This window comes from Streptomyces sp. NPDC030296 (genome assembly GCF_055572815.1).
The window spans coordinates 217,973-240,335 of sequence record NZ_JBVICQ010000003.1; the positions used below are offsets into that span (position 1 = coordinate 217,973).

19 protein-coding genes are annotated in these 22,363 nt (G+C 72.8%); 13 read left to right on the forward strand and 6 right to left on the reverse strand.

The window, feature by feature from the left end; genetic code table 11:
* Positions 1-17: 17 nt before the first annotated feature.
* Complete coding sequence (gene sucD, locus ACZ4Z3_RS09025) at positions 18-902, forward strand: succinate--CoA ligase subunit alpha (RefSeq protein WP_055523184.1); 885 nt, start codon at positions 18-20, stop codon at positions 900-902.
* 118 nt (positions 903-1,020) lie between these two features.
* Here the strand turns inward: sucD and ACZ4Z3_RS09030 are convergent, their stop codons facing one another.
* Positions 1,021-2,061 carry an RNA polymerase sigma factor gene (locus tag ACZ4Z3_RS09030; protein WP_468500359.1) on the reverse strand — a complete coding sequence of 347 codons (1,041 nt, stop codon included), beginning with the start codon at positions 2,059-2,061 and terminating at the stop codon, positions 1,021-1,023.
* A gap of 171 nt (positions 2,062-2,232) precedes the next feature.
* On the opposite strand from ACZ4Z3_RS09030, the gene ACZ4Z3_RS09035 reads away from it, so the two are divergent.
* Positions 2,233-4,206, forward strand: coding sequence for a cell division protein PerM (locus ACZ4Z3_RS09035; protein ID WP_468500360.1), 1,974 nt, complete (start codon positions 2,233-2,235; stop codon positions 4,204-4,206).
* 41 nt (positions 4,207-4,247) lie between these two features.
* Here ACZ4Z3_RS09035 and ACZ4Z3_RS09040 read toward each other — a convergent pair whose 3' ends face one another.
* Positions 4,248-5,099: a hypothetical protein gene (locus ACZ4Z3_RS09040; RefSeq protein WP_468500361.1), complete on the reverse strand. Its 852-nt coding sequence runs from the start codon at positions 5,097-5,099 to the stop codon at positions 4,248-4,250.
* Positions 5,100-5,573: 474 nt separating this feature from the next.
* On the opposite strand from ACZ4Z3_RS09040, the gene purN reads away from it, so the two are divergent.
* Positions 5,574-6,203: a phosphoribosylglycinamide formyltransferase gene (gene purN, locus ACZ4Z3_RS09045; RefSeq protein WP_055521971.1), complete on the forward strand. Its 630-nt coding sequence runs from the start codon at positions 5,574-5,576 to the stop codon at positions 6,201-6,203.
* A complete protein-coding gene (gene purH / locus ACZ4Z3_RS09050) occupies positions 6,200-7,783 on the forward strand; it encodes a bifunctional phosphoribosylaminoimidazolecarboxamide formyltransferase/IMP cyclohydrolase (RefSeq protein ID WP_099969625.1) in 1,584 nt (527 codons plus the stop codon). The genes purN and purH overlap by 4 nt, the downstream gene beginning before the upstream one ends.
* Positions 7,784-8,046: 263 nt before the next feature.
* Here purH and ACZ4Z3_RS09055 read toward each other — a convergent pair whose 3' ends face one another.
* The gene (locus ACZ4Z3_RS09055) at positions 8,047-8,628 is read right to left on the reverse strand and encodes a hypothetical protein (protein ID WP_468500362.1); all 582 of its coding nucleotides are present in this window, start codon (positions 8,626-8,628) and stop codon (positions 8,047-8,049) included.
* A gap of 323 nt (positions 8,629-8,951) precedes the next feature.
* Between ACZ4Z3_RS09055 and ACZ4Z3_RS09060 the strand changes: the two genes are divergently transcribed.
* The 3 genes from ACZ4Z3_RS09060 to ACZ4Z3_RS09070 all read left to right on the forward strand — a co-directional run bounded on the left by ACZ4Z3_RS09060 (position 8,952) and on the right by ACZ4Z3_RS09070 (position 11,536).
* Complete coding sequence (locus ACZ4Z3_RS09060) at positions 8,952-9,806, forward strand: bifunctional methylenetetrahydrofolate dehydrogenase/methenyltetrahydrofolate cyclohydrolase (RefSeq protein ID WP_055521975.1); 855 nt, start codon at positions 8,952-8,954, stop codon at positions 9,804-9,806.
* Between the two features lie 382 nt (positions 9,807-10,188).
* Positions 10,189-10,704, forward strand: a complete 516-nt coding sequence (locus tag ACZ4Z3_RS09065; RefSeq protein ID WP_468500363.1) for a DUF3017 domain-containing protein — start codon at positions 10,189-10,191, stop codon at positions 10,702-10,704.
* Between the two features lie 337 nt (positions 10,705-11,041).
* On the forward strand, positions 11,042-11,536 hold the full coding sequence (locus ACZ4Z3_RS09070) for a helix-turn-helix domain-containing protein (RefSeq protein WP_468500364.1): 495 nt from the start codon (positions 11,042-11,044) through the stop codon (positions 11,534-11,536).
* Positions 11,537-11,625: 89 nt separating this feature from the next.
* Here the strand turns inward: ACZ4Z3_RS09070 and ACZ4Z3_RS09075 are convergent, their stop codons facing one another.
* Positions 11,626-12,159 carry a peptidoglycan-binding domain-containing protein gene (locus tag ACZ4Z3_RS09075; RefSeq protein ID WP_468500365.1) on the reverse strand — a complete coding sequence of 178 codons (534 nt, stop codon included), beginning with the start codon at positions 12,157-12,159 and terminating at the stop codon, positions 11,626-11,628.
* 495 nt (positions 12,160-12,654) lie between these two features.
* Between ACZ4Z3_RS09075 and ACZ4Z3_RS09080 the strand changes: the two genes are divergently transcribed.
* From ACZ4Z3_RS09080 to ACZ4Z3_RS09090, 3 genes are all read left to right on the forward strand, one after another.
* Positions 12,655-13,947: a helix-turn-helix domain-containing protein gene (locus ACZ4Z3_RS09080; protein WP_468500366.1), complete on the forward strand. Its 1,293-nt coding sequence runs from the start codon at positions 12,655-12,657 to the stop codon at positions 13,945-13,947.
* A gap of 970 nt (positions 13,948-14,917) precedes the next feature.
* Complete coding sequence (locus ACZ4Z3_RS09085) at positions 14,918-15,907, forward strand: malate dehydrogenase (protein ID WP_468500367.1); 990 nt, start codon at positions 14,918-14,920, stop codon at positions 15,905-15,907.
* Positions 15,908-16,174: 267 nt separating this feature from the next.
* On the forward strand, positions 16,175-16,954 hold the full coding sequence (locus tag ACZ4Z3_RS09090) for a hypothetical protein (protein WP_468500368.1): 780 nt from the start codon (positions 16,175-16,177) through the stop codon (positions 16,952-16,954).
* Between the two features lie 16 nt (positions 16,955-16,970).
* Here ACZ4Z3_RS09090 and ACZ4Z3_RS09095 read toward each other — a convergent pair whose 3' ends face one another.
* Positions 16,971-18,125: an FAD-dependent oxidoreductase gene (locus ACZ4Z3_RS09095; protein WP_468500369.1), complete on the reverse strand. Its 1,155-nt coding sequence runs from the start codon at positions 18,123-18,125 to the stop codon at positions 16,971-16,973.
* A gap of 121 nt (positions 18,126-18,246) precedes the next feature.
* Between ACZ4Z3_RS09095 and ACZ4Z3_RS09100 the strand changes: the two genes are divergently transcribed.
* The gene (locus ACZ4Z3_RS09100) at positions 18,247-19,059 is read left to right on the forward strand and encodes a TetR/AcrR family transcriptional regulator C-terminal domain-containing protein (RefSeq protein WP_468500370.1); all 813 of its coding nucleotides are present in this window, start codon (positions 18,247-18,249) and stop codon (positions 19,057-19,059) included.
* 22 nt (positions 19,060-19,081) lie between these two features.
* Here the strand turns inward: ACZ4Z3_RS09100 and ACZ4Z3_RS09105 are convergent, their stop codons facing one another.
* Entirely contained in the window at positions 19,082-20,377 is a 1,296-nt protein-coding gene (locus ACZ4Z3_RS09105; RefSeq protein WP_468500371.1) for an epoxide hydrolase family protein, read from the reverse strand.
* Between the two features lie 63 nt (positions 20,378-20,440).
* Here ACZ4Z3_RS09105 and ACZ4Z3_RS09110 point away from each other — a divergent pair, with 63 nt between their 5' ends.
* Positions 20,441-21,715 carry a helix-turn-helix transcriptional regulator gene (locus ACZ4Z3_RS09110; RefSeq protein ID WP_468500372.1) on the forward strand — a complete coding sequence of 425 codons (1,275 nt, stop codon included), beginning with the start codon at positions 20,441-20,443 and terminating at the stop codon, positions 21,713-21,715.
* A gap of 258 nt (positions 21,716-21,973) precedes the next feature.
* Positions 21,974-22,360 carry a hypothetical protein gene (locus ACZ4Z3_RS09115; RefSeq protein WP_468500373.1) on the forward strand — a complete coding sequence of 129 codons (387 nt, stop codon included), beginning with the start codon at positions 21,974-21,976 and terminating at the stop codon, positions 22,358-22,360.
* The last annotated feature ends 3 nt before the right edge of the window (positions 22,361-22,363 follow it).

Sequence of the window (22,363 nt, forward strand, 5' to 3'; positions counted from 1 at the left end):
GACGAGGACACACAGCCATGGCTATCTTCCTCAACAAGGACAGCAAGGTCATCGTCCAGGGCATGACCGGTGCCACGGGCATGAAGCACACCAAGCTCATGCTGGCCGACGGCACGAACATCGTCGGTGGCGTGAACCCCCGCAAGGCGGGCACGACCGTCGACGTCGACGGCACCGAGATCCCGGTCTTCGGCACCGTCGCCGAGGCGATCGAGAAGACGGGCGCGAACGTATCCGTCCTCTTCGTGCCGCCGGCCTTCGCCAAGGCCGCCGTCGTCGAGGCCATCGACGCGGAGATCCCCCTCGCGGTCGTCATCACCGAGGGCATCGCGGTGCACGACTCCGCCGCGTTCTACGCGTACGCGGTCGAGAAGGGCAACAAGACCCGCATCATCGGTCCCAACTGCCCCGGTCTGATCACCCCCGGTCAGTCGAACGCCGGCATCATCCCCGGTGACATCACCAAGCCGGGCCGCATCGGTCTCGTCTCGAAGTCCGGCACGCTGACGTACCAGATGATGTACGAGCTCCGTGACATCGGCTTCTCGTCGGCCGTCGGCATCGGTGGCGACCCGGTCATCGGCACCACGCACATCGACGCGCTCGCCGCGTTCGAGGCCGACCCCGACACCGACCTCATCGTGATGATCGGTGAGATCGGTGGCGACGCCGAGGAGCGTGCCGCCGACTTCATCAAGGCGAACGTGAAGAAGCCGGTCGTCGGCTACGTCGCGGGCTTCACCGCGCCCGAGGGCAAGACCATGGGCCACGCCGGCGCCATCGTCTCCGGTTCCTCCGGTACGGCCGCCGCGAAGAAGGAGGCCCTCGAGGCCGCCGGCGTCAAGGTCGGCAAGACCCCGACCGAGACGGCGAAGCTGGCGCGCGAGATCCTCGGCGGCTGAAGGCTGAAGGCTGAACGCCGAGTGCTGAGCACTCGCTCCGGCTGAACGTCGAGCGGGCCCGTACCCCTGCGTGGGGTACGGGCCCGTCGCGTTGTCCACGTCCGACTCGCGGCCGGCCTCACCTGGCCTCCGGGTGCAGGCGTTCGGGCCCCGCGGCCGTCGCCGCTCTGAGCTTGGACCGCAGCTTGAGCTGCTTGTGGGAGAGGGGGCCGGGGACCGCCTGCGGGGGGACGCCGCTCACGGGGGCGCCCGGGGGGACCGGGGGTTCGTAGTGGTCGGGGGCCGTGCGAAGGGTCAGGGCGGTGGTGGTGAGGAGGGCGCTGGCGAAGACGACGACGGCGTGGATCCAGCGCCTGGCCCGCAGCTCGGCCCTGGTGCGCAGGACGATCGGCCGCGTGGGCCGGGGCCGGACGTCCGCCGCCAGCTCATTCAGCAGCCGATGTAGCTCCTCGTGCGGTGCCGGTTCCGGGAGGATGGCGGTGACGACCGCTCGCGCGTACTGCACACGTCCCGCCGTCGCCGGGGTGCTCGCCTCCGTCTCGGCGGCCGTTTCCGGCAGGTCCAGGCCCACACCGTCGTAGAGGACGAGAGCGCGCCGGTACGGGGGCCGCAGTCTCTGGAGTTCGGTGAGCAGGGCGCGATGGGTCGGATCCGGTGGCGCGGACGCGGGTGCCGGTCCCGGCTCCGGGCCGCGGAAGGGGAGGGGGAGGCGGTGACACAGCCGGTGCCAGGGCGAGAGGGCGCAGTCGTGGGCCACCGCCCGCATCCACCCGGCCGGGTCCCGGTCAACGGCCACCTCCGGCCAACGCTGCCAAGCCTGCTGAAAGGCCCGCTCGACCGCGTCGCGGGCCTGCCGAAGGCTCCCGGTGAGCAGATACGTCTGCTGTACGAGGGTGGGGGCGCAGTACGAGTAGAGGGCGTCGAAGGCCTGTTCGGGCGTCAGCGGCGGGGGCGCGAGCGCCGGATCGGCGGCGGCCTCGGCGTCCGTGGGGAGCGGCTGCCGATACCACTCGACCTCTCCGGCGGAGCCGGCGTCACACGCGGCCCCGTTCGCGAGGTCGGCGGCACACGTGGCTTCGGCGTCGGTGTCGGGGGTGGGGGCGGCGGCATCGGCGGCGGGCCCGGCTTCGGCGTCGGTGGGCCCCTGCGTCTCGGTCATCGGTGGCACTCGCGTGGTGCGGAACCCCGCCGGAAACCCTGCCGTGCCGCCCGCCCCGGCCTCCGCACCCTGGGGAGAACCGTTCCGCGTACGAGAAACCACATAAGCACATAGTGGGCGACACGTGCGCGAATCCCCTGTTACCCGGGTAAAGCGCGTGTCGTTGGGAGCATGGCGGACGTGACGCACGTGACCGACCCGAACGACCCGTCCACCGCCTCGGACCAGCCCTCCCCGCATGGCCGGTCGGCGCCGCCCCCGCCCTCCCCGGCCGGCCTGCCGCCGCTGTCCGCGCTGTCGCCGTCGCTCGGCCGGATCCGCCGTCGGTCGTCCGAACTGGTCACCGGGATGCTGGGCGGAATCCTCGCGGCGGGGCTCGGTCTCGGGGCGTTCTCGGCGCTGGTGATGGTGCTGTGGATCAGCTCGCCGTACCCGGACAGCGGGCCCGGCGGGGCCCTGCACGTGGCGGCGGCCCTGTGGCTGCTGTCCCACGGCGTTGAACTGATCCGGACGGACACGCTCTCCGGCGACCCCGCCCCTGTCGGTCTCGTCCCGCTCCTGTTGCTCGCCCTGCCGTTGGTGTTGCTGCACCGCTCGGCCCGCGATCACGCGGGGGGCAGCCTCGGCGCCGGCGCGCGTGCGACCTGGGCCGGGCTCGTCGCGGGCTACACGGCCGTCGGCGGGGCGGTCACGCTGTACGCGTCGGGTGGTGTGCTGCGCCCCTCGTGGTGGTGGGCGGTGGTGTGCGTACCGGCGCTGGCGGCGCTCGCGGCGGGCACAGGGGTGTGGGCGGCACACGGGCGCCCCCGCCTGCCCCTGCCCGCGCCCCTCGGCGGCGCGCTGGAGACGGAAGGCCGACGGGAGGTACTGACCGCCGCGGGGAGGGCCGCTGGGGCGGGGGCGCTGACGCTGGTCGGCGGCGGGGTGCTGCTGGTCGCGGTGTCCCTGGTGGGGCACGGCGACGCGCTCCGCGCGTCGTTCCCGCAGCTCACCGAGGGTTGGTCGGGTCGTTTCGCCGTACTGATGCTCTGTGTGGCCCTGCTGCCGAACGCGGCCGTGTGGGCGGCGGCCTATGCGCTGGGCCCCGGCTTCGTCCTGGGCGCCGGGCACGTCGTGGCGCCCCTGTCGGCGACGGCGCCGACCGCTCTGCTGCCCCCGTTCCCGTTGTTGGCGGCGGTGCCGACGGGGGGCGGTACGGCGCTGACCTGGGCGGTGGGGGTGGTACCGCTGGCCGCCGGGGTGACGGTGGGGTGGTTCACGGGGGCGCGAGCCGCAGCCGAACGGGGCGCTCCGTGGTCCGTGCGCCGCACCGCGGCCGCCGCCCTCGTCGCCGCCGCCCTGTGCGCCGTAGCCGTAGCCCTGCTGACCGTCCTCGCGAGCGGCTCCCTCGGAGTGGCCGCGCTGAGCCACTTCGGCCCCCTCTGGTGGCAGACCGGTGGAGCGGCCGGCGCCTGGGTGGCCACCGTCGCCCTGCCCGTCGCCCTCTCGTCACGCTGGTGGCGCGCCCGCGCCCACGGGAAGCCCCAGGGCGCGGACCGGGGCGCGGGCCCCGTCATCACGACCGTGCGGCTGCCCTCAGCGGAAGGACGCTCGGGGGAGCGGACCCGAACGAGAGGTGGCCTCTTCCGCCGCAAGGAGGCGAGAGCGGAACGGGCGCGGTCGATGAGGAAGCCGGGCGGGGCGGAGCGGAAGCGAGGGGCGGTGGTCGCGAGGCCGGGTTCGGCGGTGCCGACCGTGTTTCCACGTGAGTTGGAGGAGGCGTTGGACGCGGCGGCACCGCGTGAGCGCTTCTCGGACCTGCCGTTGGCCGCCCTGGTCTCCACGGCCGAGGCTCACGCGGACCGCGCTCCGGACCGCCCCCTCCACGAAGGGGGTGCCGGGGACCGTACCGAGGTGGCGGATCACCCGGACCAGCCTCTCAAGGACGCCACTGCGGCCGCCTCACCGCGGACGGAACCGAGCCGCTCCCCGCGACCGGATCCGAGCCGCTCCCCGCGACCGGGCCGACGACGGCTCCGAACTAGGGCTCTGCAGTTGCCCTCGTGGTTCTCCAAGCCGACGCGGAGGCCGGTGGCAGCGCAGCCCCCCACACCCCTCGGCCCCGGCGAGCCGACGAGGGCGAAGGCACCCGACCAAACCTCTTGATCCCCGCCTCACCGCCGTTCGGCCGCCCCGCTGTCCACCGCCTACTGCGCGCTGCCCAGCATGTCCCGTACCGGGCCCTCCGGGAGGAGTTCCTTGCAGGACTTCTCGGAGGCTGTGGTGAGGGCGTCGTTCACGCAGGTGTAGTAGTCCCGGTACACGAACTGGGTCGTGAACGTGGCGATCACGACGGTCAGGGCGAGCGAGGCCGTCACGAGGCCGCTGATGGCCGCCGTCCGCTGGGGGCGGCCGCTCACCTCGGGGCGGGCCGGAGCCTCGGGGTCCGGCGTCCGCGGCTTGGCGCGCAACGCGCTGATCGCCCAGTACAGGGCCAGCGAGCCGAGCAGCAGGGCCACGTACGGCCAGGCGAAGAGGGCGAAGAAGAAGGCCCACATCCCGGAGAGCAGCGCGTACCGCGCGCGACGCTGGGCGGGGTCGGTCGGGTCCCAGCGCATTCCGGCGCCCGGACCACCCTCCTGGCCCTGACCCGGACCGCCGGGACCGCCCTGGCCCTGGCCACCGGGTCGCTCACCGAAATGCCCACCGGTGGAGCGGCCGGGCTGCCGGTCGCTCCACTGACTGCCCCACGGCGAGTGACCACCCCCGCCGGGACCGCCACCGTGACCGCCGTCGGAACCCTGGCCGCCCGCGGGCCGCCGAGGCTGCCACGGCCGATCGGGCGCACCCTCAGGAGGCGGCGCGAACGGATTGTCCTCGGAGGAACCGGAGGAACCGGAAGGACCGGCGGAACCCGAGGAACCGGAGGAGCCACCGGACCCAGACGACCCCGGCTGCCCGGGCCGCTCGGCGGCGTCCTCGCTCTCGCGCGGAGGCGTGGGAGAGGAGCTCCGCTCGCGCAGCAGGAGCGAAGGAAGGCGGAGGCTGCGGTCCGGCATCAGGAGTGCGTCTTCCCCTTGGTGAAAAGGCGGCGGCGGTAGGGCTGTCGGTCGGGCGGTGAGTCGGCGGTGGACACAGCGGTGAACAGGTCGGTGTCGACGGCGTCGACGGCGTCGGCTGAACACGATGCTGAGCGTGCCGGGTCCGGCGGTGGACTCGGCCGGTACGGCATGAGCTGTCACTTCGTGAACGCCCCGCACACCGGCCGCGTTCCCGACCGCCTTCCCGGGCCCGCTCCTCGCAGACGCTACCTTCCGGCCACGCCCCCGTCCCACGGGGGCCGCCGGGTGTGCCGGTATCGTTGCTGACGGTCGGCCGGTTCGTAGACTTCCCCGTATCGGGGGACGTGAAGCATTCGTATGAATGTACAAGTACGGGTCCGGCGGGCCGGATCGCTCCGCACGACCGTGGAGCGGCCCCCCAGGAACCCGTGCGCACCCGCACGGGACCAGAACCGCAGAAAGGGTCCCACCGTGGCCGCCAAGCCCGTGGCCAAGCGCCTCGTCGTGCTGGTATCCGGATCCGGCACCAACCTCCAGGCGCTGCTCGACGCCATCGCGGCGACCGGCGTCGAGGCCTACGGCGCCGAGATCGTGGCCGTCGGGGCCGACCGCGGCGGCATCGAAGGGCTCGCCCGGGCCGAGCGCGCCGGGCTGCCGACGTTCGTCTGCCGCGTCAAGGACCACGGCACACGTGAGGAGTGGGACGCGGCGCTCGCCGAGGCCGTCGCCGCGTACGAGCCGGATCTGGTCGTCTCCGCCGGGTTCATGAAGATCGTGGGCAAGGAGTTCCTCGCCCGGTTCGGCGGGCGGTTCGTCAATACGCACCCCGCCCTCCTGCCCAGTTTTCCCGGAGCCCACGGTGTGCGTGACGCGCTCGCGTACGGCGCCAAGGTCACCGGCTGCACCGTCCACTTCGTCGACGACGGCGTCGACACCGGGCCGATCATCGCGCAGGGCGTGGTGGAGGTCCGGGACGAGGACGACGAGAGCGCTCTGCACGAGCGCATCAAGGAAGTCGAGCGAAGGCTGCTCGTCGATGTCGTGGGGCGGCTCGCCCGCAACGGCTATCGCATTGAGGGACGAAAGGTAGTTATCCAGTGACCGCCGACAGCACTGTCACGGCCGAGAGCGGCAAGCGGGCCATCCGTCGCGCGCTCGTCAGCGTCTACGACAAGACCGGGCTCGAGGAGCTCGCCCGTGGCCTGCACGAGGCGGGCGTGGAGCTCGTCTCCACCGGGTCGACCGCCGGGCGCATCGCCGGCGCCGGCGTCCCCGTCACCAAGGTCGAGGAGCTGACCGGCTTCCCCGAGTGCCTGGACGGCCGGGTCAAGACGCTGCACCCCAAGGTGCACGCGGGCATCCTCGCCGACCTCCGTCTGGAGGACCACCGGCGTCAGCTCGCCGAGCTGGGCGTGGAGCCGTTCGACCTGGTCGTCGTGAACCTGTACCCGTTCCGTGAGACCGTCGCCTCGGGCGCCACCCCGGACGAGTGCGTGGAGCAGATCGACATCGGCGGCCCGTCGATGGTGCGCGCGGCGGCCAAGAACCACCCGTCGGTCGCGGTGGTCACGAGCCCGGCCCGGTACGCGGACGTCCTGACGGCCGTCAAGGACGGCGGCTTCGACCTCGCCGCCCGCAAGCGGCTGGCCGCCGAGGCGTTCCGCCACACCGCCGAGTACGACATCGCCGTCTCCTCCTGGTTCGCCTCGGCCTACGCGCCCGCCGACGACTCGCCGTTCCCCGAGTTCATCGCCGCCGCCCTGGAGCGCAAGAGCACCCTGCGCTACGGCGAGAACCCGCACCAGCCCGCGGCCCTCTACGTCGACGGCACCGGCAGCGGTCTCGCCGAGGCCGAGCAGCTGCACGGCAAGGAGATGTCGTACAACAACTACACGGACACGGACGCCGCCCGCCGTGCCGCGTACGACCACGACGAGCCCTGTGTCGCGATCATCAAGCACGCCAACCCCTGTGGCATCGCGATCGGCGCGGACGTCGCCGAGGCGCACCGCAAGGCGCACGCCTGCGACCCGCTGTCCGCGTTCGGCGGGGTCATCGCCGTCAACCGGCCGGTGAGCAAGGAGATGGCCGAGCAGGTCGCCGAGATCTTCACCGAGGTCATCGTCGCGCCGGACTACGAGGAGGGCGCCCTCGACGCCCTCGCCAAGAAGAAGAACATCCGTGTGCTGAAGGCCCCGGCCGCGCCCTCCCACCCCGCCGAGGTCAAGCCGATCGACGGCGGTGCCCTCCTCCAGGTGACGGACCGGCTCCAGGCCGACGGCGACGACCCGGCGAACTGGACGCTCGCCACCGGCGAGGCCCTCTCCGCCGAGGAGCTGGCCGAGCTGGCCTTCGCGTGGCGGGCCTGCCGCGCGGTCAAGTCCAACGCGATCCTCCTCGCCAAGGACGGCGCCTCGGTCGGCGTCGGCATGGGCCAGGTCAACCGTGTGGACTCCGCGAAGCTCGCCGTCGAGCGGGCGGGCGCCGAGCGGGCGCAGGGCTCGTACGCCGCCTCCGACGCCTTCTTCCCGTTCCCGGACGGGCTGGAGATCCTCACCGAGGCCGGTGTCAAGGCCGTCGTCCAGCCCGGCGGCTCGGTCCGCGACGAACTGGTCGTCGAGGCCGCGCAGAAGGCGGGCGTCACCATGTACTTCACGGGGACGCGGCACTTCTTCCACTGACACGGACACTGACCGCCGGACGGCGGAGCAGAAGGGGCGTGCCGCTCGACGCGGCGCGCCCCCGCGCGTTCTCGGACCCCTGTGCGGCCTGTGCGGCCTGTGCGGCCGGTCTGTCACCTCGTCCGACCGGCGGGCCTGCCCGTTCTGATCGCTGGGAAGGCCGTAGTCGTACGTCTCCGCTGTCTCCGTGTCTCCGGTGTCTCCGGAAGCGCCGAAGGGCCGTACCCCTCCGACGGGGTACGGCCCTCCGTGGGCTCGGCGGCTCAGTAGCGCGGGCGGTTGAACCACGCCTTGCCGTTGGCGTTGCCGGTGAAGACGGCTATCAGGATGCCCAGCACCAGGTGGACCAGGCCGATCAGGAAGAACGGGTAGATGCTCAGGACGGCGGTGATGATGCCGAAGACCAGCGCGGCGACGCGTACGCCGTTGCCGCCGCTCTTGAACTTCACCGCGAGCATGATCGCGTAGACGAGCCAGCCCACGGCGAACACGGCGATCGCCCACATCATGCCGACCGGGACGTCACCGAGCGCGTCCTTCAGCGCCGGGTCCTCGGCGCTGTCGCTCGCCGCGCTGATGGCCACCGCGCCGATCGCGTACAGCAGCACGCCGATCACCTGGAGACCGGCGATGACCCAGAGCATCACACGGGCCGCGTTGACCGTGCTGGGCATGGTCGTGGGCGCGCCGCCCGGGAACCCGCCGCCGTACCCCTGGGAGACCGGCGGGGCGGTCGGGTAGCCGTAGCCGGGCTGCTGGGGCTGGTTCTGCTGCGGGTAGCCGTAGCCCGGGGACGGCTGCTGCTGGGGCTGGCCGTAGGGGTTGTTCGGGTCACCGAAGCTCATGGCGGGTCTCCTCCGTTGCCTTGTGCGGGGACGCGCGGCACGGGTCGGAGGAATGCCCTGCTCTGTTGTGGTCACGCCCCCCGGCAGTGCCCGCGGCACTGTGCCCCAATCGTTTTATATGCCCGCTCGGATGTCCAGCCGGATTCCGGGGCGTTGTGCAAGTGCAACACATCCGATCTTGTCGGGCGGCTGGCAGGTGGCGGACCGGCGGGGCGGCTGACCTGGCGACAGACCGGCGGCTGACCTGGCGGCGGACCGGCCGCGGGTGTCCGAGGGGCGGCCGGATTGGAACCGGGAGGCCGTCATCCGCGAAGATTGGGCCCATGACCGCCCAGATTCTCGATGGCAAGGCCACCGCAGCCGCGATCAAGTCCGATCTGACCGCCCGCGTGGCGGCGCTGAAGGAGAAGGGCGTCACGCCCGGCCTCGGCACGATCCTCGTCGGGGAGGACCCCGGAAGCCAGAAGTACGTCGCCGGCAAGCACCGCGACTGCGCGCAGGTCGGCATCGCCTCCATCCAGCGCGAACTGCCCGCGACCGCCACCCAGGAAGAGATCGAGGCGGTGGTGCGGGAGCTCAACGAGGACCCCGCCTGCACCGGCTACATCGTCCAGCTGCCCCTTCCCCGGGGCATCGACGAGAACCGCATCCTCGAACTGATGGACCCCGACAAGGACGCCGACGGCCTCCACCCGATGAACCTCGGGCGCCTCGTCCTGAACGAGCCCGCCCCGCTGCCCTGCACCCCGAACGGCATCCTCACCCTGCTCCGCCACTACGGCGTGGAGATCAAGGGCGCCGAGGTCGTCGTCGTCGGCCGCGGTGTGACCATCGGTCGCCCGATGCCGCTGCTGCTGACCCGGCGCAGCGAGAACGCGACGGTCACGCAGTGCCACACCGGTACGCGTGATCTGGCCGCCCACCTCAAGCGCGCCGACATCATCGTCGCCGCCGCCGGCTCCGCGCACCTGGTCCGTCCCGAGGACGTGAAGCCGGGCGCCGCCGTTCTCGACGTCGGTGTCTCCCGCTCCGCCGAGGGCAAGATCGTCGGCGACGTGCACCCCGGCGTCGCCGAGGTCGCCGGCTGGATCTCCCCCAACCCCGGTGGCGTCGGCCCCATGACCCGGGCCCAGTTGCTCGTCAACGTGGTCGAGGCGGCGGAGCGCAGTGCCGGCTGACGACAAGGCGTCGGGGAAGGCCGAGGTCCGGGGAACGCCCCGGGCATCGGCGAAGCCGAGCACGCCACGGACACCGACCGGGTCGGGGACGTCGGGTACGTCGGGTGCGTCGAGTACGCCGGACGCACCTGGTACGTCGGAGAAGTCGGCCGGATCGGCGACGCCGGGTATGCCGCAGGCGTCGGCCACGTCGGGCGCGTCGGCCGGGGCGGACGCGTCCGACGAGCCGGGTGCGTCGGCCGCGTCGAGGAGTGCGTCGGCGACGTCGGGCGCGCCCAGGACGCCGGGCTCGTCCGGAGGGGCGGGAAGCTCCGAGAGCCCCGGTGCGTCCGCGAAGTCGGCCGGGGACGCCGTGGCGTCGGGTGGGTCGGAGAGGGTGGAGATGTCGGGACGTGCAGGGGAGACGGAGAAGCGTGGAGCGGCGGTGACGGGTGGCGCGCCGGACGAGATCGAGGTGCGCGATCCCATCAGCGCGCCCGACGCGGACGGCAAGCCCGTCCGGGCCACCCGGCGCTTCCCGATGTTCACCCGCGACACCGCGCGGCCCGAGGGCGGCGGCCGGGCCGCCCCTCGGGACGCGCCCGCGCCCGCCCGGCAGTGGCCGATCCTCGCCGTGCTCTGCACCGTGGGCCTCGGCCTGCTGCTCACCGCGTTCGACGCGTTCCGGCTCGGCACGATCCTGATCGGCTCCGCGCTGCTCGCCGGGGCGCTGCTGCGCTGGCTGGTCCCGGACGTCGGCATGCTCGCCGTCCGCTCACGCTTCACCGACATGGTCACCTTCATCGCGCTGGGCTCCGTCATCGTGCTCCTCGCGCTGATGGCACAGCCGAAGCCGCTGCTGGAGATCCCCTTCCTCAAGGACACCCTGCACTTCACCGTCGGCGACGAGACCGGCTGACGGACGCGCGACGGCGGCCCGTCCCCTCCCCCGAGTCAGGACGGACCGCCGCCGCGATCCACCCTCGTGCACGGCGAACGCCCTGTTCAACAGCTGCCGACCCGCTGTGGCACGGAAGTGACAATTCCGCCGAGGTGTCCCCACCCGGCCACGACGCCGGCACCCGCAGGTCATCTCCGTGTGCGTTCCGCCCCCGAACCGCGCCGCGCGCCCTTCGCGCTCCGGCACGCCCCGCCGTCGCCCCACGCGCCCGAGCTGATGACCGCGCTGACGGGAACCGGTCCGCCCACGGCCGTCGTCACTTGCTCAGACCCCGACCGAGCCCAGGAGGCAGTCGATGAGCGCCTGGCAGCCGCTGCCGGACGGACTCCCCCCGGAGGTGCAGCACTTCGTCGAGCAGATGCGGCTGCTGAAGGACCGTACGGGGCTCAGCCTGGTCGCCCTCGGCGCGCGCACCGCCTACAGCAAGTCCTCCTGGCAGCGTTACCTCAACGCGACCCAGCCCCCGCCCCGCCAGGCCGTCGTCGCCCTCTGCGAGGTCGCCGGGGAGGACGCCGAACGCTTCGGGGTGCGCTGGGAGCTGGCCGTACGGGTCTGGCCGCGCCCGCCGGTACCGGCGATGACCCCGGACCCGTCGTCGGCGGGGGCGGGGGCGGGGGCAGCGCAGGCGGAGGCGTACGAGGACGACCCCACGCTGCCCTGGTGGGACGCCCCCGCCGAGGATCCGGCGGCACGCCGGCCGGGCCGTCTCGCGCTCTACGCCGCGCTCGCCGTCCTCGCCGTCCTGGCCCTCGTCGGGGCCGCGCTGCTGGGGGCCGCCACACTGTCGTGACGGCCCCTCGGCCTGGGCGGGCGGCAGCCCGGCGGCCCCCTGGCGGCAGCCGAGTGGCATTGTGCGGCGCGCCGCCGCCCGCCCCGACCTCAGCTGCGCCAGTCGTACGCGGCGAGCTTCCACTTCGAACCGACCCGGACGTAGTACTTCCCGGCGAGCCGCTTGAAGGTCACCTGGTTCACGGTGCCCGTGTACGTGACCAGGCCGTCGGCGTACGGCCCGTCGAGGAAGCCGTCCGCCTGCCCGAAGGTCTCCTGGCCGACGATGCCGTCGATGTCCTCCAGCTCCTCCTGCACCTGCCAGTACTTCGTCGCCGAGCGCGTCTTCCAGCCGAAGACCCCGTCGATGTCCCACGGGGTGAAGGTGTGGAGATTGCCGCCGGAGTCCTTCCACTTGGCGCCGTCGGCGTAGAGCACGCTCTGCCACAGCCGGGTCGCGTTGCTCCTGGAGTGGCTGTTCACGGACAGCGTGCCCTCGTCGCCCCAGTCGTTGTACGCGGCGCCCGAACCGTCGACGACATGCGGCCCGGAGGCCGTGGCGAGCGGAGCGGCGGCACCGAGCGCGAGCCCGGTCGAGGCCGTCACGGCGGCGGCCGCGAGCAGCAGCCTGGCCTTGAGTTGCATGTGATCCCCCTGGTTCCCCGTATGACCTTCCGACCGTCACCGGTGCACAGGACGCCGGTACCACTCCCGTCATCCTGTTCGACACGGGTGGCCGTGCCTGTGCGGTGGTCGGGCCGATGTGCTGACGAGTTCGAGGATTTACCGACGATCGGCTCGGCACCAGGGCTAACGTGAGCTTTTGGGACGGTCCGGGACGGCCCGCGCGGGGATCTGTCATTCCGCCCGGAAAGCCGGGATGGCGGTGGGACACTGGACCGCGGACCGGCAGGGGGCGCGCGAGGGGGTGCGCCCGGCCCGAAATGCTCCCGCACGCCCCTTTTCCGGGAACTGACATGCAGGCCGGGCGCATCCCAATGGGTAGGCCGGAACGGGGTGCGGAAGGGGGCCTCGGGCTCGGTCACGGACCAGGATTCAGCGAGGGCATCATGCGCGGCACACGGATAGTCGGCACAGGGGGCATGGACAGAGACGCTCAGGGGGAAGAGGGGGGAATCAATGCCTCGTTGGAGGGCCTTGCCGGATGAACTCGATCCACAGGTAAAGGAGTTCGCGAGTCAGCTGCGCAGACTCGTCGACCGCGGTGGACTGAGCATCGCCGCGGTGGCCGACCGTACGGGCTACAGCAAGACGTCATGGGAGAGGTATCTCAACGGCAGACTGCTCGCGCCGAAGGGCGCGATCGTCGCGTTGGCCGAGGTGACCGGCACCAACCCCGTTCACCTGACGACCATGTGGGAGCTGGCCGAGCGTGCCTGGAGCCGCTCGGAGATGCGCCACGACATGACCATGGAGGCCATCCGTATCTCCCAGGCGCGCGCCGCGCTGGGTGAGACCGGGGGCCAGGCGATCGTCAAGGGCGGCCAGAACGCCAGGGCGGGCCGGAGCGTGACGGCGACACCGGGCATCGCGGGACCCGCGGGCGTCTCGCCGACGGTTCCGCCGCAGCCGCGTGGGCCGGCGGAGGAGCGCACGTCCCGTCCGTCGTACGGGAGTTCGTCCTCGTCCTCATCCTCGTCTTCCTCCTCGTCGTCCTCGTCGTCGCGGTACGGCGGCGGCGGGCCGGGGGCGGCAGCGAGTGCCCCCCGTGTCAACTGGGGGGCCACCTCGCCCTCGTCCGCCTCGGGTCCGGTCGGAACGCCGTCCACCCCGGCGACCCCGGCGGCCTCGGTCTCGTCGGCGTCCTCGGCGTCGGCAGCGTCGGCGGCCCGCGCGGGCGGTGGCGCGGCGGCTCCGTCCGGTGTCTTCGGCCCGCCTCCCGGCGGCACGGGTCGTCCCGACGGTGGCGATTCGGCGCCCGGGCGGCGCGTGACGATGTTCCTCGCGGGAGCCGTGGGGGCGCTCGTCGTGATCGCGGCGGCGTTCTTCCTCACCCAGGGGGACGGCGGGAGCGAGGCCGAGAACAAGCAGCCGGCGAACGCCTCGACCGGGGCCGGCACGGAACCCGACCTCCCGTCCGGCGTCAAGTGCGCGGGCGCCGACTGCACCGGCAAGGACCCCGAGACCATGGGGTGCACGACGGGTGTCGTGAAGACCGCGGACGAGGCCACCGTCGGCACGGCCCGGGTCGAGGTCCGCTACAGCGAGAACTGCCGCGCGGCCTGGGCCCGCGTCACGCTGGCGGGCCAGGGCGACAAGGTGCGTGTGACGGCCGGCAAGGCCAAGCAGACAGCGGCGGTCGAGGAGGCCGGCGACAACATCGCGTACACGTCGATGGTCGCGGTCAAGGACGCGGGCGACGCCACGGCATGCGTGACGCTGGCAACGGGCGAGGAGGGCTGCACGAACTGAGGGCCGACGGGGCCGACCGGGCTGGCGGGCTGACGGGCTGACGGGCCAAGGGTGCTGGCGGGCCGAGGGGCTGACGGGCCGAAGGGCTCAGGGGCCGAAGGGGCTGACGGGCCGGAAGGACTGGCGCGCAGGGTGAGCCGGGCGGCGGAGGGTGCTGCCCGGCTCAGGCGTGGGGCGGCTGACGTGCCGCGCCGACGGCGGGGGCGGGCGGCTGACGCTGTCACCGACGAGCCCCAGAGCGGCCGTTCCGGACGGCTGTTGAGGGCAGTTCCGGACGGCCGGGCTGCCCTCGGGCGGGCCGCATACACGCGGCCCGGCGGCAGAGGGGCCGAAGGGTTGACGGGCCGGACGGTTGACTGGCCGGGCGGGCGGCGGGCGGCAGGTGATGGTCTGACGGGCCGCCGTGCCTGACGGGCTGACAGGTCGTGCCGCCACACGTCGTGCCGCCAAACGGGTCCGATCGGCTCATGCGCGGCACGCCTCGGCCGGGGGCCCACGCCTCGCCGGCCCGCCCTCCCGCCGCACCGCAGGACCCACCCCCTTCACTCGGCCGAAGGGGCGGCCGTACTCATCGCCCTCGAACGGGCAACCCCCTCCGGGGGTGCCACCGTGACCGATAGTGATCGCAGTCGCCCGCAAAGTAGTTGGAAATTGGAGGGCATGCCTTCCGGTTGCCTGGGCAGGCGGAAGGTACCCCCACGGGAGTCCGGCCCGCCCGGGAGATTGGTCTCTCCCGGCCCGGCACCCCCACCGGCGGCCGCCATGGTCCACCCCCCCTCGGACCCGGCGGCCGCCTTTTCTTGTGGGTCGGCGCGCCAGGGGCGGGCCGTGTGTGGTGGGCCACACGAACCCGGCCGTCGGGGATCCTGGATGCGCGATAGCCTGACCACCGATCTCTCTTGACGCCAAGAGATCGATCAAACGTCCGGGGCAGGGACGCCCCACCGCCAGCTGTCATACGGAGAACGCCATGACCCGCACTCCCGTGAACGTCACCGTCACCGGCGCGGCCGGCCAGATCGGTTACGCCCTGCTCTTCCGCATCGCCTCCGGCCAGCTGCTCGGCGCGGACGTGCCGGTCAAGCTCCGCCTGCTGGAGATCACGCCGGCGCTGAAGGCGGCCGAGGGCACCGCCATGGAGCTCGACGACTGCGCCTTCCCGCTCCTCGCCGGCATCGACATCACGGACGACCCGAACGTCGCCTTCGACGGCGCCAACGTCGGCCTGCTCGTCGGCGCCCGCCCCCGTACCAAGGGCATGGAGCGCGGCGACCTGCTGGAGGCCAACGGCGGCATCTTCAAGCCGCAGGGCAAGGCCATCAACGACCACGCCGCGGACGACATCCGCGTCCTCGTCGTCGGCAACCCGGCCAACACCAACGCCCTCATCGCCCAGGCCGCCGCGCCGGACGTACCGGCCGAGCGCTTCACCGCGATGACCCGCCTGGACCACAACCGCGCGCTGACCCAGCTGTCGAAGAAGACGGGCGTCCCGGTCTCCGAGATCAAGAAGCTCACGATCTGGGGCAACCACTCCGCCACCCAGTACCCGGACATCTTCCACGCCACGGTCGCCGGCAAGAACGCCGCCGAGGTCGTGAACGACGAGAAGTGGCTCGCCGAGGACTTCATCCCGACCGTCGCCAAGCGCGGCGCCGCCATCATCGAGGCCCGCGGCGCCTCCTCGGCCGCCTCCGCCGCCAACGCCGCCATCGACCACATCTACACCTGGGTCAACGGCACCGCCGACGGCGACTGGGCCTCCATGGGCATCCCGTCCGACGGTTCGTACGGTGTGGCCGAGGGCCTCATCTCCTCCTTCCCGGTCACCGTGAAGGACGGCAAGTACGAGATCGTCCAGGGCCTGGAGATCAACGAGTTCTCCCGCGCCCGTATCGACGCCTCCGTCAAGGAGCTCGAGGAGGAGCGCGAGGCGGTCCGCGCGCTCGGCCTCATCTGAGCGGTTTCCCCACGCCGTTGCCCCCGTCGTCGCCCATGAGGCGGGGCGTCACGGTCCCATAGCGGGCTCGCACAGGCTCTGTCCCGGTTTCGCCCGGGACGGGGCCTGTCGGCGTTTACGCCGCTATCGTCGTCAAACGCGGTCACGCGCACGCGCGTCGACGCAGTCGTGAACGCCCGCGACGGCAAGGGGGACTTGATGGCGCGCTGGGATCCGACAACCGGACGCTGGGTGGACGACCCACCCGCACCCGTCAACGTATGGCGCATGGCCCTGGTGATCGCCCTCGCGGCCCTGCTCGGCGGGGGCGCCGGCCTCGGCGTATGGACCCTGGTGGGACCGGACGGCGACACGAAGAACCGTACGACCGCCGCACACCCGTCCTCGCCGCCCCCGTCACCCTCCGCCCCGGAGGCGGGCGCGAAGGGCGGCAGCGACCCCGGGCAGGACTCGTCCGGAGGCGCGGACGGGGGGACGGGCGGCTTCACGGGCGGGGGCGCGGGCGGAAGCGGTGACGGGAGTGGTGACGTTGGCGGTGGCGGGGGCACGTCCGGGGCGTCCGGCGGGACCTCGGCCGACGCCGCACCCGGCTACGTGCGCTCCGAGGACCCCGCAGGCTTCACCGTCGACGTCCCCTCCGGCTGGACCCGCACGGCGAAGCAGCCCGAGGGCAAGCCGACGGTCGTGACGTACGAGTCCCCGGACGGCACCCGGGTCCTCCAGCTGTTCGAGGTCATGGAGGAGAGCCCCGCCGCCTCCATGGACGACGCCGAGAACGCGAACTACGGCTTCGCCCGCCTCCCCGGCTACCGCGTCCTCGACCGCTCCGAGGAGGACGTCTACTCCGAGGTCGTCTACCGCTTCGACGGCGAGAGCGGCGCCGGCCCCCGCCGGGTCATCGACCACCGGTTCCTGGCCCCCGACGGCAAGCCCTACGGCGTCCGCTTCAGCGCCCCCGAGTCGACCTCCCTCACCGACCTCCGCGAGCCGGTCACCAACGCGGTGACCTCCCTGTGCCCGACGGGCACGACCTGCGTACGGGGCTGAACCGCACCGGGCCTGCTCAGCCCCGCCCGCCCTTCTCGTGCTCCAGGAAGGCCCGCAGGAGCCAGGGGGCCGTGTTGTTCTCGGAGTCGATCTTGTGCAGATCGGCTCCCTCGAAGGTGGGCACCTCGGCGCTGCGCGTGAACATGGCCTGCTCGTACTCGGTGAGCGCGGCCTCGGTGTCGTCGGGGTGCGCGGCGAGGGCCTTGCCGAGTTCGGCGCCGTCGAGCATGGCCAGGTTGGCGCCCTCGCCGTTCGGGGCCGTGAGGTGGGCGGCGTCGCCGAGCAGGGTCACGCCCGGCACCCGCTCCCAGCGGTGGCCCCTCGGCAGGGCGTGGTGGGAGCGCAGGACCGGCGCGGTGTCGCTCTCGGTGATCAGTGCGACGAGTTCGGGTGCCCAGCCCGCGAACTCCCGCGCGATGCGCGCGAGGGCGGCGTCGCCCTCGCTGAAGTCGATGGCCGCGAACCAGTCCTGAGGCCTGCTCAGCGCCACATAGGCGTGGAGGGTGTCGCCGCCCTCCCGGTGGGCGAAGATCTCCAGGCCCGGCGCGGGCGCCATCATGAACCCGCCGCCCACCGCTTTCGCTGCGGCCGGATGCCGGGTGTCGGCCTCGAACAGGTAGGTCTCGACGAACGAGGTGCCCACGTACTCCGGTTCGGCGGGGGAGAGCAGGGGCCGGACCCGTGACCACGCGCCGTCCGCCCCGACCAGCAGACCGGTGGTGACGGTGTCGCCGTCGGCGAACACCACCTCGAAACGCCCCTCGCCGAGGGCGCGGGTGCCGCTCACCTTGCGGCCCCACCGGACGGTGCCGGCCGGCAGCGCGTCGAGCAGGATCCGCCGCAGCTCGCCGCGCTGCACCTCGGGACGGCCACCGGTGCCGTCGTCGGGCCTGTCCAGCAGGACGGTCCCGTCCGTGTCGAGCAGCCGCATCGCCTGGCGGCCCTCCAGGACGATCGCGCGGAACTCGTCCGTCAGCCCGGCCGCGTCGAGGGCGAGCTGCCCGTCGTGCTCGTGGATGTCGAGCAGCCCGCCCTGTGCGCGGGCCGAGGGAGAGGGCTCGGCCTCGTGGACGGTGGCCGGGATGCCGTGGAGGTGCAGGACACGGGCCAGGGTGAGGCCGCCTAACCCGGCGCCGACGATCGTGACCGGGCTGGGCGTGGTGGTCGTCATGGTGGTTCCTCCGCACGCGAGTCGGCCGATTGTGAGGTGGCGATCGGCTCTGGTACGCCGTTCCATGATGGAGCGGCGTTCCAACTTTGGAACGGCGCTCCAGCCGTGTCAAGATGACGGCATGGCAACGCGGACGCGCCGGTCGCAGCGGCGCACAGAGGCGCTCTCCCGTGAACGCATCGTCGAGGCGGCGATCGAACTGCTCGACGCGGCGGGTGAGGGCGGACTGACGTTCCGGGCACTGAGCGAGCGCCTCGCCACCGGACCGGGGGCGATCTACTGGCATGTGGAGAACAAGGGGGAACTGCTCGACGCCGTGACGGACGCGGTCGTCGCCGACGCCGTGGCGGTCGAGGCCGGCGGGACGGGCGGGGCGGCCTCGGCCTCGGGGTCGGCTGGGGCCGGCGGGGCAGGAGAAGAGGCCTCTGGGGCCGCTGGGTCTGCTGGGACGGACGGGGCCGGTGGGCTTCCCGGGGCGGCTCGCGACGGGATCCAGGCTGTCGCGCTCGGGCTGTTCGACGCGATCGAGGAGCACCCGTGGCTCGCCACGCAGTTGGCGACCCAGCTCTCCCGCAGCCCTTGGGGAACGGTGGCGCCACGCCTCTTCGAGAGCATCGGCCGGCAGGTCCGCGCGCTGGGCGTACCCGAGGACAGCTGGTTCACGGCGACCTCGGCCCTGATGCACTACATCCTCGGCGCCGCCGGCCAGAACGCCGCGAACAGCGCGAGCGCCCGCGCACTCCCGCCCGACGTGGACCGCGACCGGTTCCTCGACACCGTGTCGACGGCGTGGCAGGAGCTCGACCCCGACGAGTACCCGTTCACCCGGTCCCTCGCCCCCCAGTTGCGCGGGCACGACGACCGTGAGCAGTTCCTCGCCGGGATCACCCTCATCCTCGCCGGCATCACCGTGGTCCACCCGCCCGCCGGATAACGGCCTTCACCCCCTCCTCGCCTCATCGGACGACCGGCGGTACCTCCGTCTCCTCCCCGCGCACCGCCCGGAAGAACGCCCGGACATCGGCGACCAGCGCCTCCGGCGCCTCCAGGGCGAGGAAATGACCACCTCGGTCCAGCTCCGTCCACCGCACGATGTGATGGTCACGCTCGGCCCAGCGCCGGACCGTCACATCGTGCGCGGAGACGAGCACGCCGGTGGGCGCGCGATGACCACCGGCAGCCTCCGCCCACTGGCTCGCCCCGTCCGCTTCCCACGCCGCCCCGTCCCCAGAGCCCTTCGACTCCCAGGCGTTCGCGGAGATCTCCTCGTAGTACACCTGGGCGGCGGAGGCGGCGGTGCCGGTGAACCAGTACAGCGAGACGTTCGTCAGCATCCGGTCCCGGTCGACGCTGTCCTCGGGCAGCCCGTCCTCCGGGTCGGTGAGTTCCTTGAACTTCTCGACGATCCAGGTGAGCTGGCCCACGGGTGAGTCGGTGAGGCCGTACGCCACGGTCTGCGGGCGCTTGGAGTTGCACTGCAGGTAGCCGTCGTTGAAGTCCTGCATGGTCTGCCAGCGCCGCTGCTCCACCTCGCTGAGGCCGTCCGTCTCGCCCTCCGCGCCCACCGGGAAGGCGATCATGGCGTTCACATGGACGCCGATCACCCGGTCCGGGGCCTGCTTGCCGATCTCGGGGGCCACCCAGGAACCGGTGTCGTAGCCCTGCACGCCGTAACGGCCATAGCCGAGACGGGACATCAGCCCGGCGAGGACACCGGCCATCCGGGCCGCGTTCATCCCGGGGCCCGCCAGCGGCGTGGAGAAACCGAACCCCGGCAGCGACGGGACGACCAGATGGAACGCGTCCGCCGGGTCGCCACCGTGCGCCCGCGGATCGGACAACGGCCCGATGACATCCAGGAAGTCCACGACGGAGCCGGGCCAGCCGTGCAGCAACAGCAGCGGCGTGGCGTCCGGCTCCGGCGAACGCACATGGAGGAAGTGCAGGTTCTGCCCGTCCACCGTCGTCGTCCACTGTTCGTACGAGTTCAGCAGCGCCTCCTGGGCCCGCCAGTCGAACCCGGTACGCCAGTACTCCGCGAGTTCCTTCGCGTAGCCCACCGGCACGCCACGACTCCATCCCACATCGGGCAACTCGTCGGGCCACCGCGCGCCCGCGAGTCGCGCGCGGAGATCGTCCAGCTGGGGTTGGGGGATGTCGACGCGGAAGGGCCGCAGGGCTTGACCGGTGGGGTGCGCGGGCGTGGCGGGGGTGTCCTGAACGGCGTGTCCGCCGGGGGTGGGCTTCGTCATGGCAGCGACGCTAGGGGCCGGTTAGGTCACCTACGGGCCTAAGGGCGCGGCAGTCTCGTGTCCATGCTGGAGACCTCCGGGCGGCTGCTGAGACTGCTCGCCCTGCTGCAGACCCACCGAGAGCGAGACCGTTCCGGGGCGGAACTCGCCGAGCACCTGGGCGTCAGCCGCCGCACCCTGCGCCGCGACATCGAACGGCTGCGTGACCTCGGCTATCCCGTGCACGCCGCCCGGGGCGCCGCGGGCTACCGGCTCGGCGCCGGGGCGAGTCTGCCGCCACTGCTGCTGGACGACGAGGAGGCCGTCGCGGTGGTCGTCGGGCTGCGCACAGCCGCCGACGGTACGGTCGCGGGCATCGAGGAGGCCTCGCTGCGCGCCCTCACCAAGTTGGAACAGGTACTGCCCTCCCGGCTGCGGCACCGGGTCACCACCCTCCACACCGCCACAGTGCGGGCCGGGGCCGCGCCGGCCCCGAAGGTCTCGCCGGACACCCTCATGACCATCGCCGAAGCCTGCCGCCGCCGCGAACAGCTCCGCTTCACCTACCCGACCCCGCACGTGACCGGCCCCCACACCGTCGAGCCGCCGATGCCGCCGACGGCCGCGGGGGTGGGGGACGACGCGGGCGATTGGGACGGGTGGGCCGACGCCGACGGGGCCGTCAAGGGCGCGCCCGACGGGGGCGGGCCCGGTGGCGGCGGATCCGTCGCCGGTAGGGCGGTTGGCGGCGGCTCGGGGTACGACGGGTCCGACCCAGGGGTGCCTAGCGCGGACCGGGGCGGGGCTCGTGGGGCGGACTCAGCCTGGTCCGGCGACACACGCGCCGTCCGCTGCGTCGAGCCGTACAACCTGGTCAGCTTTGACCGGCGCTGGTATCTGGTCGCCTGGGACCTCGACCGGGCCGACTGGCGGACCTTCCGGGTCGACCGGCTCGTCCCGCGCACCCAGACCGGGCCCCGGTTCGCGCCCAGGCCGATCCCAGAGGGCGACGCGGCGACGTATCTGGCACACCGCCTCTCCTCGCGGACCTGGCCCGTCCGCACCACCGTCACCCTCCACGAACCCGTGTCCGCGGTCGCGGACCGGGTGTGGCCCGGCATGGGGGTCCTCGAACGCCTCGACGACCACAGCTGCCTGCTCCACCTGGGGGCCGACACCCCACGGGACCTCGCCTGGATGATCACCTCGGTGGACGCGGACTTCAGCCTCTCCCCGGACGCGCCGCCGCAACTCACCGAGGCGCTCCGCACCCAGGCGATCCGCTGTCTGTCCGGGTCCGCGTCCGCGTCCGCGTCCGCGTCCCGCCCCGCATCGCAGCGCCGGAAGGACACCCGGTGACCCGGCGGTTCCGCGTGGGAGGGCCCCAGCCCTCCGGCTCCCCCGGCCCTCCCACCGCCTCCCCGCACGCCCGGACCCTCCCCCCGGCCCCTCCCCCCGGTACCCACCCCGCGCCGTTTGGCTGTGGCCTGAACCGATCACTAGTCTGAGCGCCGATAAAGCCCGGATGAACCGGGTGCCGAGTGCCGGGCGCTTCGGGGGGTGGTCCCCGCGTACCGGCCCCGCTCGGCCGAGCACACCAGCCCGACGGGGGAGCACATGGGAGAACAGCGCAGGCGACTGCGGTCCAGCACGGTCGTACTCGGTGGGATGGGTGTGGTCGCCGCGGCCCTCACGTCCTGCGGATCCGACCCGGACCGCCGGTGCGTGGACCGCGACAGCTACGACGTCGCCAACGGCTACAAGATCATCGCCGACAAGAACTGCAATTCCGACTCCGACTCCGGCTCCTCCTTCTCGTCGTACGGCAAGAACCGCAAGACCAACAGCAGCGGCAACCGCAGCCAGCCCGGCACGGTCGACGCCGCCTGGTACTACGACGCCGACGTCACCGGCAAAAGGGCCGACTACGGCACTTTCAGCCGTAGCGAGGCCGTCGACCGGGACGGCTTCGGCTGCTCCGGATCCGGCTCCGGCGGCGGCTGACCC

Excerpts from the sequence above, each read along its gene's own strand:
- ACZ4Z3_RS09085 (WP_468500367.1), top strand. The coding sequence starts at position 14,918 with ATGACCCGCACTCCCGTGAACGTCACCGTCACCGGCGCGGCCGGCCAG.
- ACZ4Z3_RS09060 (WP_055521975.1), top strand. The coding sequence starts at position 8,952 with ATGACCGCCCAGATTCTCGATGGCAAGGCCACCGCAGCCGCGATCAAG.
- ACZ4Z3_RS09080 (WP_468500366.1), top strand. The coding sequence starts at position 12,655 with ATGCCTCGTTGGAGGGCCTTGCCGGATGAACTCGATCCACAGGTAAAG.
- ACZ4Z3_RS09090 (WP_468500368.1), top strand. The coding sequence starts at position 16,175 with ATGGCCCTGGTGATCGCCCTCGCGGCCCTGCTCGGCGGGGGCGCCGGC.
- ACZ4Z3_RS09040 (WP_468500361.1), bottom strand. The coding sequence starts at position 5,099 with ATGCCGGACCGCAGCCTCCGCCTTCCTTCGCTCCTGCTGCGCGAGCGG.
- ACZ4Z3_RS09075 (WP_468500365.1), bottom strand. The coding sequence starts at position 12,159 with ATGCAACTCAAGGCCAGGCTGCTGCTCGCGGCCGCCGCCGTGACGGCC.
- ACZ4Z3_RS09065 (WP_468500363.1), top strand. The coding sequence starts at position 10,189 with ATGTCGGGACGTGCAGGGGAGACGGAGAAGCGTGGAGCGGCGGTGACG.
- ACZ4Z3_RS09100 (WP_468500370.1), top strand. The coding sequence starts at position 18,247 with ATGGCAACGCGGACGCGCCGGTCGCAGCGGCGCACAGAGGCGCTCTCC.
- ACZ4Z3_RS09030 (WP_468500359.1), bottom strand. The coding sequence starts at position 2,061 with ATGACCGAGACGCAGGGGCCCACCGACGCCGAAGCCGGGCCCGCCGCC.
- sucD (WP_055523184.1), top strand. The coding sequence starts at position 18 with ATGGCTATCTTCCTCAACAAGGACAGCAAGGTCATCGTCCAGGGCATG.
- ACZ4Z3_RS09105 (WP_468500371.1), bottom strand. The coding sequence starts at position 20,377 with ATGACGAAGCCCACCCCCGGCGGACACGCCGTTCAGGACACCCCCGCC.
- ACZ4Z3_RS09055 (WP_468500362.1), bottom strand. The coding sequence starts at position 8,628 with ATGAGCTTCGGTGACCCGAACAACCCCTACGGCCAGCCCCAGCAGCAG.
- ACZ4Z3_RS09115 (WP_468500373.1), top strand. The coding sequence starts at position 21,974 with ATGGGAGAACAGCGCAGGCGACTGCGGTCCAGCACGGTCGTACTCGGT.
- ACZ4Z3_RS09070 (WP_468500364.1), top strand. The coding sequence starts at position 11,042 with ATGAGCGCCTGGCAGCCGCTGCCGGACGGACTCCCCCCGGAGGTGCAG.
- ACZ4Z3_RS09035 (WP_468500360.1), top strand. The coding sequence starts at position 2,233 with ATGGCGGACGTGACGCACGTGACCGACCCGAACGACCCGTCCACCGCC.
- ACZ4Z3_RS09095 (WP_468500369.1), bottom strand. The coding sequence starts at position 18,125 with ATGACGACCACCACGCCCAGCCCGGTCACGATCGTCGGCGCCGGGTTA.
- ACZ4Z3_RS09110 (WP_468500372.1), top strand. The coding sequence starts at position 20,441 with ATGCTGGAGACCTCCGGGCGGCTGCTGAGACTGCTCGCCCTGCTGCAG.